General features: G+C 65.8%; 17 protein-coding genes. 12 read left to right on the top strand and 5 right to left on the bottom strand.

The genetic code is table 11. The features are described from left to right. Positions 1–5: 5 nt before the first annotated feature. Positions 6–485, top strand: a complete 480-nt coding sequence (locus tag FBY20_RS27295) for a DUF2846 domain-containing protein (protein WP_056316799.1) — start codon at positions 6–8, stop codon at positions 483–485. 72 nt (positions 486–557) lie between these two features. Here the strand turns inward: FBY20_RS27295 and FBY20_RS27290 are convergent, their stop codons facing one another. Then, a complete protein-coding gene (locus tag FBY20_RS27290; protein WP_056316802.1) occupies positions 558–1,385 on the bottom strand; it encodes a pyruvate, water dikinase regulatory protein in 828 nt (275 codons plus the stop codon). 214 nt (positions 1,386–1,599) lie between these two features. Between FBY20_RS27290 and ppsA the strand changes: the two genes are divergently transcribed. Continuing rightward, a complete protein-coding gene (gene ppsA, locus FBY20_RS27285; protein WP_056316805.1) occupies positions 1,600–3,966 on the top strand; it encodes a phosphoenolpyruvate synthase in 2,367 nt (788 codons plus the stop codon). Between the two features lie 81 nt (positions 3,967–4,047). Here the strand turns inward: ppsA and FBY20_RS27280 are convergent, their stop codons facing one another. Both FBY20_RS27280 and FBY20_RS27275 read right to left on the bottom strand, forming a co-directional pair. Further along, the gene (locus FBY20_RS27280; protein WP_142055682.1) at positions 4,048–4,893 is read right to left on the bottom strand and encodes a bifunctional transcriptional activator/DNA repair enzyme AdaA; all 846 of its coding nucleotides are present in this window, start codon (positions 4,891–4,893) and stop codon (positions 4,048–4,050) included. A gap of 151 nt (positions 4,894–5,044) precedes the next feature. After that, positions 5,045–5,785 carry a glutamine amidotransferase gene (locus FBY20_RS27275; RefSeq protein WP_056316812.1) on the bottom strand — a complete coding sequence of 247 codons (741 nt, stop codon included), beginning with the start codon at positions 5,783–5,785 and terminating at the stop codon, positions 5,045–5,047. Between the two features lie 169 nt (positions 5,786–5,954). Here FBY20_RS27275 and FBY20_RS27270 point away from each other — a divergent pair, with 169 nt between their 5' ends. The 3 genes from FBY20_RS27270 to FBY20_RS27260 all read left to right on the top strand — a co-directional run bounded on the left by FBY20_RS27270 (position 5,955) and on the right by FBY20_RS27260 (position 8,621). Continuing rightward, positions 5,955–6,386: an NfeD family protein gene (locus tag FBY20_RS27270; protein ID WP_142055680.1), complete on the top strand. Its 432-nt coding sequence runs from the start codon at positions 5,955–5,957 to the stop codon at positions 6,384–6,386. Positions 6,387–6,481: 95 nt separating this feature from the next. Further along, positions 6,482–7,408 (top strand): SPFH domain-containing protein, encoded by a 927-nt coding sequence (locus FBY20_RS27265; RefSeq protein ID WP_056318680.1) that lies wholly within the window; start codon positions 6,482–6,484, stop codon positions 7,406–7,408. Between the two features lie 25 nt (positions 7,409–7,433). Then, complete coding sequence (locus tag FBY20_RS27260; protein ID WP_056316817.1) at positions 7,434–8,621, top strand: GGDEF domain-containing protein; 1,188 nt, start codon at positions 7,434–7,436, stop codon at positions 8,619–8,621. A 1-nt stretch (position 8,622) separates the two neighbouring features. On the opposite strand, the gene smpB is transcribed toward FBY20_RS27260, so the two are convergent. Next, positions 8,623–9,096, bottom strand: coding sequence for an SsrA-binding protein SmpB (gene smpB / locus FBY20_RS27255; protein ID WP_056316820.1), 474 nt, complete (start codon positions 9,094–9,096; stop codon positions 8,623–8,625). Positions 9,097–9,287: 191 nt separating this feature from the next. Between smpB and FBY20_RS27250 the strand changes: the two genes are divergently transcribed. From FBY20_RS27250 to FBY20_RS27220, 7 genes are all read left to right on the top strand, one after another. Further along, the gene (locus FBY20_RS27250; protein ID WP_056316825.1) at positions 9,288–9,722 is read left to right on the top strand and encodes a type II toxin-antitoxin system RatA family toxin; all 435 of its coding nucleotides are present in this window, start codon (positions 9,288–9,290) and stop codon (positions 9,720–9,722) included. Next, complete coding sequence (locus FBY20_RS27245) at positions 9,712–10,059, top strand: RnfH family protein (protein ID WP_056316828.1); 348 nt, start codon at positions 9,712–9,714, stop codon at positions 10,057–10,059. The genes FBY20_RS27250 and FBY20_RS27245 overlap by 11 nt, the downstream gene beginning before the upstream one ends. 248 nt (positions 10,060–10,307) lie before the next feature. Beyond that, positions 10,308–11,462 carry an acyl-CoA dehydrogenase family protein gene (locus FBY20_RS27240; RefSeq protein WP_062841365.1) on the top strand — a complete coding sequence of 385 codons (1,155 nt, stop codon included), beginning with the start codon at positions 10,308–10,310 and terminating at the stop codon, positions 11,460–11,462. Beyond that, the gene (locus tag FBY20_RS27235; protein ID WP_142055678.1) at positions 11,459–12,634 is read left to right on the top strand and encodes an enoyl-CoA hydratase/isomerase family protein; all 1,176 of its coding nucleotides are present in this window, start codon (positions 11,459–11,461) and stop codon (positions 12,632–12,634) included. The genes FBY20_RS27240 and FBY20_RS27235 overlap by 4 nt, the downstream gene beginning before the upstream one ends. An 89-nt stretch (positions 12,635–12,723) precedes the next feature. Beyond that, entirely contained in the window at positions 12,724–13,614 is an 891-nt protein-coding gene (gene mmsB / locus FBY20_RS27230; RefSeq protein WP_056316836.1) for a 3-hydroxyisobutyrate dehydrogenase, read from the top strand. A gap of 1 nt (position 13,615) precedes the next feature. Beyond that, positions 13,616–14,053 (top strand): PaaI family thioesterase, encoded by a 438-nt coding sequence (locus tag FBY20_RS27225; RefSeq protein WP_255452514.1) that lies wholly within the window; start codon positions 13,616–13,618, stop codon positions 14,051–14,053. A 74-nt stretch (positions 14,054–14,127) separates the two neighbouring features. Beyond that, a complete protein-coding gene (locus FBY20_RS27220; protein ID WP_056316842.1) occupies positions 14,128–14,817 on the top strand; it encodes a VIT family protein in 690 nt (229 codons plus the stop codon). A gap of 54 nt (positions 14,818–14,871) precedes the next feature. On the opposite strand, the gene FBY20_RS27215 is transcribed toward FBY20_RS27220, so the two are convergent. Then, positions 14,872–15,870 (bottom strand): folate-binding protein YgfZ, encoded by a 999-nt coding sequence (locus FBY20_RS27215; RefSeq protein WP_142055676.1) that lies wholly within the window; start codon positions 15,868–15,870, stop codon positions 14,872–14,874. Positions 15,871–15,998: the final 128 nt, after the last annotated feature.

Raw genomic sequence — 15,998 nt, 5'->3', positions numbered from 1 at the left:
AATCCATGCAGAGCAGTTTGAAGATGATGGCCGCCGCCGCGCTGGGCGCCGCCTTGTTGGCCGGTTGCGGCGGTCCCCGCTACAAGGACGTGGCGGGCACCATTCCCGTCATGGTCCCGGATACGGGCCGCATCTATTTCTACCAGCCGCCGGCGCCGATTGGCGTGGTGTCGAATCAACCGTATCTGCGCGTCAATGGCGTGAAAGTCGGCCGGTCCAAGCCGGGCAGCTTCTTCTACGTGAACCGTCCGGCGGGCAAGTACGAGATCGATACGCTGCGCGATGGCGAGACCCTGACGTTCGACCTGGCGCCGGGCCAGACGCGGTACGTGCGCCTGAGCATCGAGGGCGCAACCGGAAATGCCGCCAGCGTGGGGCGGCAGGACATGCGCCTGGAGGAATCCGAAAAGATTGCCCAACAGGAGATGTCGCCGCTGAAGTACTGGGGCGCGGGATCGCGAGAGCGCGTCAAGCTGCGTCCCTGAATATTCTCAGTGAACATTCGGCGGCTGAAATCGCCGGCCAATCAAGGGCGCGCCTGAACGCGCCCTTTTTCTTTATCCGCGATCCAGTCCGACTTCCTGCAAGACGGTGGTCGCGATCTCTTCGATCGATTTCGTTGTGCTGGACAGCCACGAAATGCCTTCGCGGCGCATCATGCGTTCGGCTTCCGCCACTTCGTAGCGGCATTGCTCAAGTTGCGCGTAGCGGCTGTTGGGGCGGCGCTCGTTGCGCACTTCGGCCAGGCGCTCGGGCTGGATCGACAGGCCGAACAGCTTGCCCCGGTGAGGCGCAATGGTCGAGGGCAGGGTGCCGCGTTCGAAATCGTCGGGCGTGAGCGGGAAATTCGCGGCTTTGATGGCGTACTGCATGGCTAGGTACAGACTGGTGGGCGTCTTGCCGCAGCGCGAGACCCCGACGAGGATCACGTCGGCCTGATCGAGCTGATTCACGAACTGGCCGTCGTCATGCGCCAGGCTGAAGTTGATGGCGTCGATCCGGTTCCGGTACTTTTCCGAGTTGGCCTGCATGTGCGAGCGGCCGATGGAGTGGCTGGATTTCAGGCCCAACGCCTGTTCGATGTGGCTGACGAACGTGCCAAACAGATCCAGGAAGATGCCGTTCGCCTGGCGAACACGTGCCAGGATTTCAGGGTTGACCAGGGTGCTGAAAACGATGGGCGGCACGCCCGCGTCCTGGGCGCTGCGATCGATCCGCATGGCCACTTCCGCGGCCTTTTCAAGCGTGTCCACGAAGGGCAGGCGGATGGGCTTGAAATTGACCTCCTCGAACTGCGAAAGTACTGACTGGCTGAAGGTTTCCGCGGTGATGCCGGTACTGTCGGAAACGATGTATACCGTGCGTACGATAGGGGTAGATGTCATGTGTAAAAAATTCCAACCAGGCAGATGGCCGGACGTACTCCACCGAGTACAATCAGGCCCCTATAAGTCACCCCAAGGGCGGTCCAAGGCCAGTTTGGTCAGCGTCTGAAAGCGTGTCTGCACAAGCCGGAAAAAGCGTTTCTCCGGCACCCAGAACAGCGCATTTCATCCATTGACCAAACTCGCTTTCATTCCATTGTAAAAGGTGACTTCAATGTCGTATGTTGTTTTGTTCGAGCAGCTCCGCATGACGGACGTGGACTCGGTAGGAGGCAAGAACGCATCTCTTGGCGAAATGATCAGCCAGCTGTCTGGCGCGGGTGTCCGCGTGCCGGGCGGCTTTGCCACGACCGCGGATGCCTTCCGCGATTTCCTGAAGGCTTCGGGCCTGGACAAGCGGATCGCTGAACGCCTGACCACGCTGAATCCCGAAGACGTGCGCGAACTGGCCACCGCCGGCGCGCAGATCCGCCAATGGATCGTCGAGGCGCCGTTCTCGCCGGAATTCGAATCGCAGATCCGCGAAGCCTTCGCCAAGCTCGACGCCGATGGCAAGGGCTCGTTCGCCGTGCGCTCGTCCGCCACGGCCGAAGACCTTCCCGACGCCTCGTTCGCCGGCCAGCAGGAAACCTTCCTGAACGTGGTGGGCATCGACGACGTGCTGGACAAGATCCGCCACGTGTTCGCGTCGCTGTACAACGACCGCGCCATTTCCTATCGCGTGCACAAGGGCTACGCCCATGCCGACGTCGCCTTGTCGGCCGGCATCCAGCGCATGGTGCGTTCCGACAAGGGCAGCGCCGGCGTCATGTTCACCATCGACACCGAATCGGGCTTCCAGGATGTGGTGTTCATCACCTCGTCCTACGGCCTGGGCGAAACTGTCGTGCAGGGCGCCGTCAACCCTGACGAGTTCTACGTCTTCAAGCCCACGCTGGAGCAAGGCCACTATCCCATCGTCGGCCGCCGCATCGGCTCCAAGCTCATCAAGATGGAATTCGATCCCGAGCGCCCCGAAGGCCGTGCCGTGCGTACGGTGGACGTGCCCGTGTCCGAACGCAACCGCTACTCGCTGACCGACGACGAGGTCAACGAACTGGCCCGCTACGCCGTCATCATCGAAAAGCACTACCAGCGTCCGATGGACATCGAGTGGGGCCGCGACGGCGTGGACGGCAAGATCTACATCCTGCAGGCGCGCCCCGAAACGGTGAAGTCGCAGCAGGGCGCCAACGACGTGCAGCAGCGCTACCGCCTGAAGGCGACCGGCCAGGTGCTGATCACCGGCCGTGCCATTGGCCAGAAGATCGGTTCGGGTCCGGTGCGCGTGGTGGGTGACATCTCCGACATGGACAAGGTCCAGCCGGGCGACGTGCTGGTCACCGACATGACGGATCCCAACTGGGAACCCGTGATGAAGCGCGCCTCGGCCATCGTGACGAACCGCGGCGGCCGTACGTGCCACGCCGCGATCATCGCGCGTGAACTGGGCATTCCGGCGGTGGTGGGCTGCGGCAACGCGACCGACGTGCTCAAGGAAGGCCAAGCCGTGACCGTGTCCTGCGCCGAAGGCGACGAAGGCCGCATCTATGACGGCCTGATCGAGACCGAAGTCGAGGAAGTGCGCCGTGGCGACATGCCCGCCATCGATCTGAAGATCATGATGAACGTGGGCAACCCGCAACTGGCGTTCGACTTCGCCCAGATCCCGAACGGCGGCGTCGGCCTGGCTCGCCTGGAATTCATCATCAACAACAACATCGGCATCCACCCGAAGGCAGTCCTGGACTACCCGAACGTGGACGGCGAACTGAAGAAGGCCGTGGAATCGGCCGCTCGCGGCCATGCCAGCCCGCGCGCCTTCTTCGTCGAGAAGATGGCCGAAGGCGTGGCGACGATTGCCGCCGCCTTCTACCCCAAGCCGGTCATCGTGCGCATGTCGGACTTCAAGTCCAACGAGTACCGCAAGCTGGTGGGCGGCTCGCGCTACGAGCCCGAGGAAGAGAACCCCATGCTGGGCTTCCGCGGCGCGTCGCGCTACATCGCCGAAGACTTCGCCGAGTGCTTCCGCATGGAATGCGAAGCCCTCAAGAAGGTGCGCGATGAAATGGGCCTGACGAACGTCGAGATCATGGTGCCGTTCGTGCGCACGCTGGGTCAGGCCGAGAAGGTCGTGAACCTGCTCGCCAAGCACGGCCTGGCGCGCGGCGAAAACGGCCTGAAGCTGATCATGATGTGCGAAGTGCCGTCCAACGCCATCCTGGCCGACGAGTTCCTGCAGTACTTCGACGGCTTCTCCATCGGCTCGAACGACATGACCCAGCTTACGCTGGGCCTGGACCGCGATTCGGGCATGGAGCTCTTGGCCGCCGACTTCGACGAGCGCGACGAGGCCGTCAAGTTCATGCTGCGCCGTGCGATCAAGGCTTGCCTGGCTGCCAACAAGTACGTCGGCATCTGCGGCCAAGGCCCCAGCGATCACCCGGACTTCGCGCAGTGGCTGAAGGACGAAGGCATCCTGTCGATGTCGCTGAATCCGGACACCGTTGTCGATACGTGGCAGCGCCTGGCCAAGAACTGATTGGCCGGTTGAAACGAAAAACCCCGCGTCTTTTGGGACGCGGGGTTTTTTTTATTCGCTCGCTATTTTGACCCCTGCCGCTCAGGCCGCCTTGGCTTCCCGGGCAATGAGTTCGCGCTTGCGGTCGATGCCCCAACGGTAGCCGGCCAGCGAGCCGTCGGTGCGCACCACGCGATGGCAGGGAATGGCCAGCGCGATGTTGTTGGTGGCGCAGGCGCGGGCGACGGCGCGCACGGCGGTGGGCGCACCGATGCGCTCGGCCACTTGCGCGTAGGTGGCGGTTTCGCCAAGCGGGATCTCGCAAAGCGCCTCCCAGACCTTGCGCTGGAACGCCGTGCCGCGCACGTCCAGCGGCAGGTCCAGGCCACGCGCCGGATCTTCGACAAAGCCGACCACGTCCGCAACCCAGCTTTCGAACTGGGGATCGGCGCCGATCAGCCTGGCGGCGCGGAAACGGTCCTGCAGGTTCTTGACCAGCCGGTCAGGGTCGTCGTCCAGCGCGATTTCGCAGATGCCGGTGCTGCTTGCCGCCACCAGCAGCGCGCCCAATGCGCATTGCGCGACCGCGAACCGGATGTCCACGCCTTCGCCGTTCTTGCGGAACGCGGTGGGCGTCATGCCCAGGATGGCGGGGGCGGCCTCGTAGAAGCGTCCGCTGGAATTGAAGCCGGCGTCGTACATGGCGTCGGTGACGCTGGCGCTTTCTTCGAGGCGCTGGCGCGCGCGGCTGGCCCGCAGGGCGTTGGCGTAGGCCTTGGGGGTGATGCCCGTGGCGGCCTTGAAAACGCGGTGGAAATGGAAGCGGCTCATGCCGGCCTGTTCGGCCAGCGTCGACAGATCGGGCGGCTGCTCGGCTTCCAGGGCGCGGCAGGCGCGCTCGACGGCGGCGGCGTGCTGTTTGCTCAGGGGGGCGGCGGCGGGGCTCATAGGGGACTCCTGACTGGCGCGTATTGGCGTAACGTTTGACGCTATCGTCTCAAGACTGGCCGGCCCCGGCACTCCGCTTGTTGCGGCGCAGCCTTGGCCTTTGGCGCACCCCCGTGGCGTCCCGGCAAGGCCGGCGGGACGCCCGCGGAACTCAGGCGCCGGGCGCGTAGGTCTCCAGGAAGCGCCGCAGCAGGCCTGCCGCCACGGGCGTCGCGCGCACGTTGGCCGACAGATCGGGCATGTCGAGGTTTTCGGCGGCGTAGCGGCGGCCATAACGCTCGAGATGAGCCAGGATGAAATCCGGCCCGAACTCGGGGTGAAACTGGGTCGAAAAGACGTTGCGGCCGATGCGGATCATCTGGTGGTCGTCCAGATCCGAGCGCGCCAGCACCGCCGCGCCCGGGGGCAGCTGCAGCACGGTCTGCGCATGCAGCATCTGCGCAGGGAAGGTGGACGGCACGCCGGCCATGAGCTGGTCGCCGGAGGCGGTCGGCAGCAATTCCACGGTCTGGGTGCCCACTTCCCGGCCCGACGGGTTGTAGCCGACCTTGCCGCCCAGCGCGTGCGCCAGCAATTGGTGCCCGTAGCAGACGCCGAACATCGGCAGGCCCGCGTCGACGGCCTCGCGCAGCCAGGCGGCGGTGTCTTCGCTCCAGGGTTCCTTGTCGGACACCATGGCGGGCGAACCGGTGATCAGGGCAGCGCGGTAGCTGGAGGGCGCCTGCGGGCGCTGGCCCTCGTATACCGCGACGATCTCGACGTTGCTGGCGGCCAGGCCGGCCGCCGTCATGATTTGTTCGGCATAGCCGCCGAACTGGCTTTTGAGCGTATCGTCCGGATCGCCGGTGTGCAGGATCAGGACGGGAAGAGCAGAAGGAGTTGCGGCGGTCATAAAAGCATATAGGTGGATGAGGGCGGCGCGTTGGTCCCGCGACCTGACGCGCCAGCGCACATAGTAATCCAGCGAAAATGTTCCCGTCGGCGCACTGCGGCTCCCGCTCCGTCCCGGAAATACGTACAATCCGCTCAGATACTCATCCTTACAGACGATTCTCAATACTATGTGGATTTGGCTGGGATTGGCCGCGCTGGCGCTCATCGGAGAGCTGGCGACAGGAACCTTCTATTTGCTGCTGGTCGCTTTAGGGCTGGCCGCCGGCGGCATTGCGGCCTGGCTGAGCGCCGGCCTGCAATGGGAGCTGGTGGCGTGCGGCGTCGTGCTGCTGCTGGGGCTATTGGTGCTGCGCAAGACCCGGGTACTGAAAAAACGTGAGGTCAATTCCGCCCGCAACGCCGACGTCAACCTGGACATCGGCCAGACCGTCGTCGTAGAGGCGTGGTCCGACAGCGGGGCGGCGCGCGTCTGGTACCGGGGCGCGCATTGGCAGGCCGATCTGGCCAAGGGACACGCCGCCCATCCCGGCGAACACATCATTACCGAATTGCGCGGCTCGATCCTCGTGCTGACACCCAAGCGCGGCCGATCGGCATAGCAGAACGCACCCGCGCAGCGCCGCGGGCAATCGCCGGAACCCCGGCCAGCATGGCGGGGCAGGCCGGCGCATCCATCAACAAGAGGCTTCACACCATGATCGATACTTCAACCGTCGTGCTGCTTGTCATCGTTGCGCTGGCGATCCTTATCGTCGTCAAGGCGATCGCCATCGTGCCGCAGCAGCATGCCTGGGTGGTCGAGCGGCTGGGCAAGTTCGACCGCGTCCTGTCGCCGGGCGCCGGGTTCGTGATTCCGTTCATCGAACGGGTGGCCTACAAGCATTCCTTGAAGGAAATCCCCCTGGATGTGCCCAGCCAGGTCTGCATCACGCGCGACAACACCCAGCTGCAGGTCGACGGCGTGCTGTATTTCCAGGTCACGGATCCGATGCGCGCCTCGTACGGTTCGTCCAACTACATTTCGGCGATCACGCAGCTTGCCCAGACCACCTTGCGTTCGGTCATCGGCAAGATGGAACTGGACCGCACCTTTGAAGAGCGCGACTCCATCAACAGCAACATCGTCTCGTCGCTGGACGAGGCGGCGCTGAACTGGGGCGTGAAGGTGCTGCGCTATGAAATCAAGGATCTGACGCCGCCCAACGAGATCCTGCGTTCGATGCAGGCCCAGATCACGGCGGAACGCGAGAAGCGCGCGCTGATCGCCGCCTCCGAGGGCCGCCGCCAGGAGCAGATCAATATCGCCACCGGCGAACGCGAAGCGGCAATCGCGCGATCCGAAGGCGAGAAGCAGGCGCAGATCAACCAGGCGCAAGGCGAGGCGGCCGCGGTGCTGGCGATTGCCGAAGCCACCGCCAAGGCCATCACGCAGGTTGCCGATGCGGTTCGTCAGCCGGGCGGAATGGAAGCGGTCAACCTGAAGGTTGCCGAGCGCTACGTCGAGGCGTTCGGTAACGTGGCCAAGGAAGGCAACACGCTGATCCTGCCGGCCAATCTGTCCGACGTGGGCGGGATGATCGCCTCCGCCATGACTATCGTGAAGTCCACGCGCAACACCTGATACCGCGCCTCGCGGCGCGCCGCCCATGATCGCTCCCGTTAATTTGCTTCTGATAGCAGCGCTGGCGGGAGTGCTTTCGCTGTGCGTGCTGGGATCCCTGGCGCGCAGCGGCATGGCCGGCATCCGCGAGACCATACGCGCCAACCTGCTCACGCTGTTGGCGTTTTCCACATTTGCGCTGCAGAACACCGAGGCGCCGCTCTGGGCGTCCATCCTGGTGCCGAACGCGGCGATCGCGCTGGCCCTTTGTGCGTATTACGCGGGCGTGCGACGGTTGCTCGGTCTTGCGGTGCCCCGGCATCTCATGACCCTGGGCTGCCTGGCGGCGCTGTCGGTGGTGGCCACCTACACCTACGTGGACTGGCAAGTAAGTCCGCGCATCGTCGCGATGTCGCTGCTGCAAATGGGCTTCATGCTGGCCGTGGCCATCGTCGTCCAGCGCAACATGCCCAAGCATCGCTCGCGCTACGCCTACCGTTTCGTGTGGGCGGTGACGCTGATCTCCGCCGTGGTCTGCGCGCTTCGCGCCGGGGTCTACCTGGCGGGGCTGGACACGGTGGCCGCCTTTCTTGAACCCACGGTATGGGGCGTAGCGTTCCTGACGTTGGGCGTGTTGATCATGCCATGCCTGACGCTGGGAACCATCATGATCATCCACGACCGCATGCTGGCCGACCGCGAACAAGAGGCCAATACCGACTTCCTGACGGGTCTGATGTCTCGCAAGGCGTGGTGGCTGCAGGCCGAACGGTATTGCGCCCAGGCCCTGCGCATGCGCCGTCCGCTGACCTTGCTGCTGTTGGACATCGACCACTTCAAGCGCATCAACGACACGCATGGCCATGCGGCCGGCGATGCGGTGCTGCGCCATTTCGGCTTGCTGGCGACTGCAACACTACGAACCGGCGATCACGTGGGACGGGTGGGGGGCGAGGAATTCTGCGTGCTGTTTGCGGACATGCGCAGCGACGCGGTGCTGGAGGTGGCCGAGCGCCTGCTGGATTCGGTGCGGCGCACGCCTTGCGCGCACGGGGGCAGCACGATTTCGTATACGTTCAGCGCGGGCGTCGAGGACTGGATCCCGGGCGAAAACCTGCAGGTGCTGTTTGAACGGGCCGACCGCAAACTCTATGCGGCCAAATCGGCGGGGCGCAACCGCGTGGTGGGCCCCGGCCACGAGGCCGAACGCCCGGCGCTGCCAGTGGCCGCCTGAATCAATCGTCCTTGCTACGGCGGGGGGCGCGGGTGTCGTGCTTCATGATGCGTTCCTTTTCGCGCGCCCAGTCCTTCTCGCGCGCGGTGTCGCGCTTGTCGAACAGCTTCTTGCCGCGGCCCAGCGCGAAATCCAGCTTGATGCGGCCGTTCTTGTAATGCAGGTTCAGCGGCACGAGCGTATAGCCGCGCTGCTCGACCTTGCCGATGAGCTTGCTGATTTCCTCGGCCTTGAGCAGCAGCTTGCGCGTGCGCATGGCGTCGGGGTGGATGTGCGTGGAGGCCGTGGGCAGGGGGCTGACGTGCATGCCAAGCAGGAACAGTTCGCCATCGCGCACGATGACGTAGCTTTCCTTGAGCTGCACGCGGCCGTCGCGGATCGCCTTGACTTCCCAGCCTTGCAGGACAAGGCCGGCTTCAAAGCGGTCTTCGATGAAATAGTCGTGCGTGGCCTTGCGATTGTCGATGATGCTCATAAAGCCTTCTTGCTGGGGGATTCTGCGAATCCGGCGGATTGCGGGTTGTTGCGGGCGGCGATTGCTCGGTATCCTGACGGCTGTCTTTTGCCGCTGCTTTGTTCAATGCTTTGGCCGCAGTTTCGGCCCATCCAAGCCCACAAAGCGCTGTGCCGGTAAAATCTTGCCATTCTAGCCATTTGCGATAGTCGATGCACAAAGTACAACGATCCGTCCTGGTGCCTTACAGCGCCGCCCAGATGTTCGACCTGGTTGCCGACGTGGAGAAGTACCCCGAGTTCATGCCGTGGTGTGGCGGCGCCGAGGTGCAGACCCGCGACGAACACGGCATGCAGGCCTCCATCCTGATTTCCTTCGCGGGGATGAAGCAGCGCTTCACCACCCGCAATACCCACGTCTACCCCGAGCGGATCGACCTGGAGCTGGTGGATGGTCCGTTCTCCAGCCTGGTTGGTCATTGGGTGTTCCAGCCGCTGGCCGAAGACGCGTGCAAGGTCCTGTTCACCATGGAGTACGCGTTCTCGAACCGGCCGCTCGAAATGGTCGTGGGCCCGGTCTTCAACCGCATTGCGACCAGCTTCATCGATTCCTTCACCAAGCGCGCGCAGGCCAAGTATGGCGAGTGAAGGGTCCGCGGGCGGGCAGATCGGCGTCATCGTCTGCTACGCCTTGCCCGGCCACGCCTGGCAGCGCGATGTGCGCTTGCCGGACGGCGCGACCGTCGAGGACGCGTTGGCGGCCAGCGGTTTTGCGCAGGCATTTCCTGTCGTCAAGCCGTGGGAAGCGGGCGTGGGCATCTTCGGCCGCGCCACCGAACCCAAGGCGCGCCTGGCTGACGGAGACCGTGTGGAAATCTATCGCGGCCTGACCTTCGACCCGAAGGAGTCGCGCCGCCGCCGCGCCGAGCATCGCCGGGCCAAGACGGCCCGCAACGGGCGCATCCGGCCGGCAGGGCTGCTGTAACGGCGAACTGACGGCACCCTGGCCCGGCGCCCCGCACGCCACCGTCGACATCCGCCGGTGGCGTTTTGCTTTCGGCCCGTCCCCGCACATTGTCATCAATAAGACAAAGCGCCCGGCCGCTTCGGGCGTAACATTGAGCCGGATTCCCGCTTACGTTTACGTCAACGTCATGTCAAAATCGACGGGCTGGCGTTCACGAGACGGCAGCAACGCCACGAGACAATACCGACTACAACAGGAGACAGGCTGTGGACTTGGAACTGACCGACGAGCAGCGCGCGTTCGCGCAGGCCGCGCGCGACTACGCTGAGGGCGAACTGGCTCCCCACGCCGCGCGCTGGGACGCCGAGGGCATTTTCCCGCGTGAAGCCTTTGCCCGGGCGGGCGAGATGGGTTTCTGCGCGATCTACGCCAGCGAGGACATCGGCGGCCTGGGCCTGCCGCGCCTGGACGCCACGCTGGTATTCGAGGAAATGGCGGCGGTGGATCCGTCCACCACGGCGTTCCTGACCATACACAACATGGCGACCTGGATGGTCGGCAAGTGGGGCCAGCCGGCCTTGCGGCAAGCCTGGGGACCCTTGCTCGCCAGCGGTGAAAAGCTGGCCTCTTATTGCCTGACCGAGCCCGGCGCGGGCTCCGACGCGGCGTCGCTGTCCACGCGCGCGCAGCGCGATGGCGACAGCTACATCGTCAACGGCGCCAAAGCCTTCATCTCCGGCGGGGGCGACACCGACCTGCTGGTCGTGATGGCGCGCACCGGCGGCGAGGGGGCCGCGGGCATCAGCGCCTTTGCGATCCCCGCAGACAGCGAAGGCATCGGCTATGGCCGCAAGGAAGAGAAGATGGGCTGGAACAGCCAGTCCACGCGTCCCATCACCTTTGAGAACGTCCGCGTGCCGGCCGCCAACATGCTGGGCGTGGAGGGCGAGGGCTTCAAGATCGCCATGAAGGGCCTGGATGGCGGCCGGATCAACATCGGCACGTGCTCGGTGGGCGCAGCGCAGGGCGCGCTGGACGCCGCCCGCCGCTACATGGACGAGCGCCGCCAGTTCAACCGCAGGCTGGCGGAATTCCAGGCCCTGCAGTTCAAGCTGGCCGACATGGCCACGCACCTGGTGGCGGCGCGCCAGATGGTTCGGCTGGCCGCCTGCAAGCTGGACGCCGGCGCGCCCGATGCGTCCACCTACTGCGCGATGGCCAAGCGTTTCGCCACCGACATGGGCTTCCAGATATGCCTGGACGCGCAACAGATCCATGGTGGTTATGGTTACCTGAAAGACTATCCCTTGGAGCGTTTGGTGCGCGATACTCGCGTTCATCAGATTCTGGAGGGCACCAACGAGATCATGCGCGTGATCATTGCCCGCCAATTGTTGGAAAAAGGAGCCGACATAAGATGAATGCACCGGTGTTGTTCGAAGAAAGATCCGCCGCCAATGGAATGCGTTTCGGCATTGCGACGCTGAATGCGCCGCAAACGCTGAACGGCCTGTCGCTCGAGATGGTTGACCTGCTGGCCGACCGCCTGGACGCCTGGGCGCGTGATCCCGGTGTTGCGCTGGTGGTGCTGCAGGGCGCGGGCGACAAGGCGTTCTGCGCCGGCGGCGACCTGCATGGCCTGTATCGAAGCATGACCGAGAACGCGGGCAAGCCCAGCTGGAGCAACACCTACGCGCGCACCTTCTTCGAACGCGAGTACCGGCTGGACTATCGCATCCACACGTATCCGAAGCCCGTTCTGTGCTGGGGCCATGGCATCGTCATGGGCGGCGGCATCGGCCTGATGATGGGCGCAAGCCACCGCGTCGTCAGCGAGACCTCGCGCCTGGCCATGCCGGAAGTGTCGATCGGCCTGTTCCCGGACGTGGGCGGCAGCTGGCTGCTGAACCGCATGCCGGGCCGCAGCGGCGTCTTCCTGGCGCTGACGGGCGCGCAACTGAACACGTCCGACGCCTTCTTTGCGGGGCTGGCGGATTTCCGCCTGAACAGCGCGGATTGGCCGGCGTTGCTGGCGTCGCTGGAGCAGCAGCCGTGGGCCGGCCAGGCCGCGGATGCGGCCGAGGACGCGATTCCTCCGCGCTCGATCAACGACGGCCTGCTGCGCCGCGCGCTGACCGCGCTTGAACCGCCCACGCCGCTCGAACCCGGGCCGCTGCGCCAGCACTCGTTCGTCGTCAACAACCTGTGCAACGGCAACCGGCTGGACGACATCTACGATGAGCTGTCCTTCCTGAAGGACCACGAAGACCCGTGGCTCTCGCGCGCGGCCAAGACGATGCTGGCGGGCTCGCCGGGATCGGTGCGCCTGGCGTTTGCCTTGCAGCAGCGCACGCGCCTGCGGTCGCTGGACGATGTGTTTCGCGTCGAGTACATCGCCGCGCTGGCTTGCACGGCGCACGGCGACTTTGCCGAAGGCATCCGCGCGCTGCTGGTCGACAAGGACAAGAACCCGCGCTGGAACCCCGCGGTCATCGACATGGCGACCGACGCCTGGGTGCAGAAATTCTTTGAAGAACCCTGGCCCGAGGGCGAGCCGCATCCGCTTGCCGACCTGGGCCAGGAAGGGCGCTGATCCGCCGGCCGGCCCGCCAGCCGGCCGATCCGCCACGCAGGTCACGATGAATCCATACCTACAGCAATAGCAACAGGAGACAAGACATCATGAGCAGCATCGCGTTTATCGGTTTGGGCAACATGGGTGCGCCCATGGCATTGAATCTGGTCAAGGCTGGCCACAGCCTGAAGGTGTTCGATCTGGTGCCGGCGGCCATCAAGCTGCTGACCGATGCCGGCGCGACGGCGGCCGCGTCCGCGTCGGAGGCGGTCCAGGGCGCGGAGGTCGTGATCTCGATGCTGCCGGCCAGCAAGCACGTCGAGGGCCTGTACCTGGACCAGGACCTGCTGGGCAAAATCTCGTCGAGCGCGCTGGTCATCGAATGCAGCACCATTGCGCCGGATTCGGCGCGCAAGGTGGCCCAGGCGGCCGAGGCGCGCGGCATCGCCATGATCGATGCGCCGGTGTCGGGCGGTACGGGTGGCGCGGCGGCGGGCACGCTGACCTTCATCGTGGGCGGCGCGGCCGCCTCGCTGGAGCGAGCGCGGCCCGTGCTGGAAAAGATGGGCAAGAACATCTTTCACGCGGGCCCGGCCGGGGCGGGACAGGTCGCCAAGATCTGCAACAACATGCTGCTGGGCATCCTGATGGCCGGCACGTCCGAGGCGCTGGCGCTGGGCGTGGCGAACGGCCTGGATCCCAAGGTGCTGTCGGACATCATCGCCAAGAGCTCGGGCCGCAACTGGGCGACCGAGCTCTATAACCCGTGGCCGGGCGTGATGGAGCATGCGCCGGCCTCCAAGGGCTATGCCGGCGGGTTCGGCGTGGACCTGATGCTCAAGGACCTGGGACTGGCCGCCGAGGCCGCCCTGTCGGCGCGCGCGTCCATTCCATTGGGCGAACTGGCGCGCAACCTGTATTCGCTGCACAGCGCGGGCGGTTCGGGCAAGCTGGACTTTTCCAGCATCGTCAATCTGGTCAAGCGCGAGCAGGACTGACGTGGCGCACGTCAACGCCACGGAAGACCCGGCCGCGCGGGTCCAGGCCAGCTTCGATCAGCAGAGCATCATGGCGCTGCTGGGCGCGCGGCTGCATAGCGTCGAGCCGGGCAGGGTGGACATCGTCCTGCCGTACCGGCAGGACCTCTGCCAGCAGAACGGCTTTCTGCACGCGGGCATTTCCACCACCATTGCGGACAGCGCGGGCGGCTATGCAGCCTACACGCTCTTCGGACCGGGCGAGGATGTACTGACGTCCGAATTCAAGATGAACTTCCTGGCGCCCGCCAAAGGCGACCGGTTCGTCGCGACCGGCCGCGTGGTCAAGCCGGGCAAGCGTCTTTCGGTCTGCCAGGTGGAGATGTTTGCGCACGACGGAGAACAAGCCACGCTGTGCGTGATAGGCTTGCTCACCGCGGTGCGCGTGACGCCGCGATGAACGCTGCCGGGGCATGCCGGGGCCATCGCCTCGCATGCCCGGCGCCCGTCACGCGTTGCATGGGTTTTCCGGCAATGCCAGCAAAAGAACACCACAGAATTTTCCGCAGCAACTGGCTGCGCGCCGCAGTGCTGGGCGCCAACGACGGTATCGTCTCCACGGCCAGCCTCATCACCGGCGTCGCGGCTGCCCAAGCCTCGCACGGCGCCATTCTCACTTCCGGACTGGCCGGCCTGGTGGCCGGCGCGCTGTCGATGGCAGCGGGCGAGTACGTGTCCGTGCGCACCCAAGCCGACACCGAAGCCGCCGACCTGCGGCTTGAACAGCGCTCGCTCAAGCGCAACTCCGGCGAGGAACTGGCGGAACTGGTCGACATCTACGTCGATCGCGGGCTGACCCGCGACTTGGCCGAGCAGGTGGCGCGCCAGCTCACCAGCCATGATGCGCTGGATGCGCACGCCCGCGACGAGCTGGGAATTTCGCTGCACAACCGCGCGCGCCCGGTCCAGGCGGCGTTGGCGTCGGCGGCGTCGTTTGCCGGCGGGGCCGCCGTGCCGCTCGCCGTGGCGGCGGTGTCGCCCGGACCGCCCCTGATCGGGTGGGTGATCGGCGCATCGGTCTGTTGCCTGGCGGCGCTGGGCACCATGGCAGCAAAGGCGGGGGGCGCGCCCAAGCTGCCCGCCGCGCTGCGCGTCACGGTGCTTGGCGCGGCGGCCATGGCGGTGACGGCGGGCGTGGGTGCGCTGTTCGGCGTGGCGGTCTGAAGACGAACGCCAGATTCGTGCGCGCCGGAATTGGCGCGCACGGGCGCGGCAGGGTCAGGGATTGATGGCGTAGGGCAGCGGGGCGGGCGCGATGCGCGGACCGTCGGCGCTGGCCAGACGCAGATCGCCCTCGGGCAATGCGGCCAGGGTGGTTTCGAAAAGCACCGACACCACGCCGGCATCGCTGGCGGCTTGCACCACGCGGCCAATGGCCTCGCCCGGTTGCGTGGCATCGAACACGTCCACCCCCGTCAGCGTCGGGCCCTGCAGGCTGGCGTCGGCAACAGTGCCGAAGGCCATGCGCCGCTTGACGGTGCCCCGGTAGTGGCTGCGCGCCACCACTTCCTGCCCGGGATAACAGCCCTTGGTGAAGCTGACCCCCTGGATCAGGTCCAGGTTGACTGTCTGCGGAATGAAGACGTCCTGCGTGGCCGCGGCAATCCAGGGGATGCCAGCCGCCAGGTCAGCCGCCTGCCATTGCTGCGCCGAGGCCAGTCCCAGGGTCTGAGTCAGCGCGGCGGACTGTGCCAGCTGCTCGTCAGAGGCAATCCACCACCAGCGCAGGCGGTCGTCGGCCGACGGCGCGACGATCCAGGTGCCGGACGGCAGGTCGGCGCGCTGCCACGTGGCGCGCGGCAAGGTGCCCGTCACGGCTTCCAGCGCGGCAGCCTGTTCCGGGGTGGCCTGCACGCCGGCCACGTGCAGCGGCGCGGCGGCCAGCTTGGCCTTGGCCCGCAGGACGAACATGGACAGGCGCTTGATCAGTGCTTGGGACAGGTCCTGGCGAACCATGCCGTAGAACTGGGGGGAATCATCGGCATCGCCGGCGCCGCGCCACATGACCATCGTGGCCAGCAGGCGGCCCTTGGCGGTGCAATAGCCGGCCAATCGCGCGGCGTCTTGGGGCAGGCCCGTGACGTCCTGCGTGAGCTGGCCGTGCAGGAAGGACAGGGCGTCGGCGCCCGAAGCGGTGAAGACCGCCAGATCTTCCAGCGGAGCGCATTGCGCGCAACCTTCGGCGCGGACAGGAATCGAAGCGTAATAGGCGTGCATGGCGGCGGGAGTTATCGCGTCATCAAAGTGCTGATGATAGCCGTGTTCCCGGGCCGGCCCGGGCATGTCCCCGATGCGCAAAGGGGCGCGCCGCGCGATCCGGCCCCCGTTGTGTCACGGCAGCGGCC

Origin of the sequence: Achromobacter sp. SLBN-14 (assembly GCF_006715415.1) — a bacterium.
GTDB classification, from domain to species: Bacteria; Pseudomonadota; Gammaproteobacteria; order Burkholderiales; family Burkholderiaceae_B; genus Achromobacter; species Achromobacter mucicolens.
This window is presented reverse-complemented; position numbering and strand designations above follow the sequence as displayed.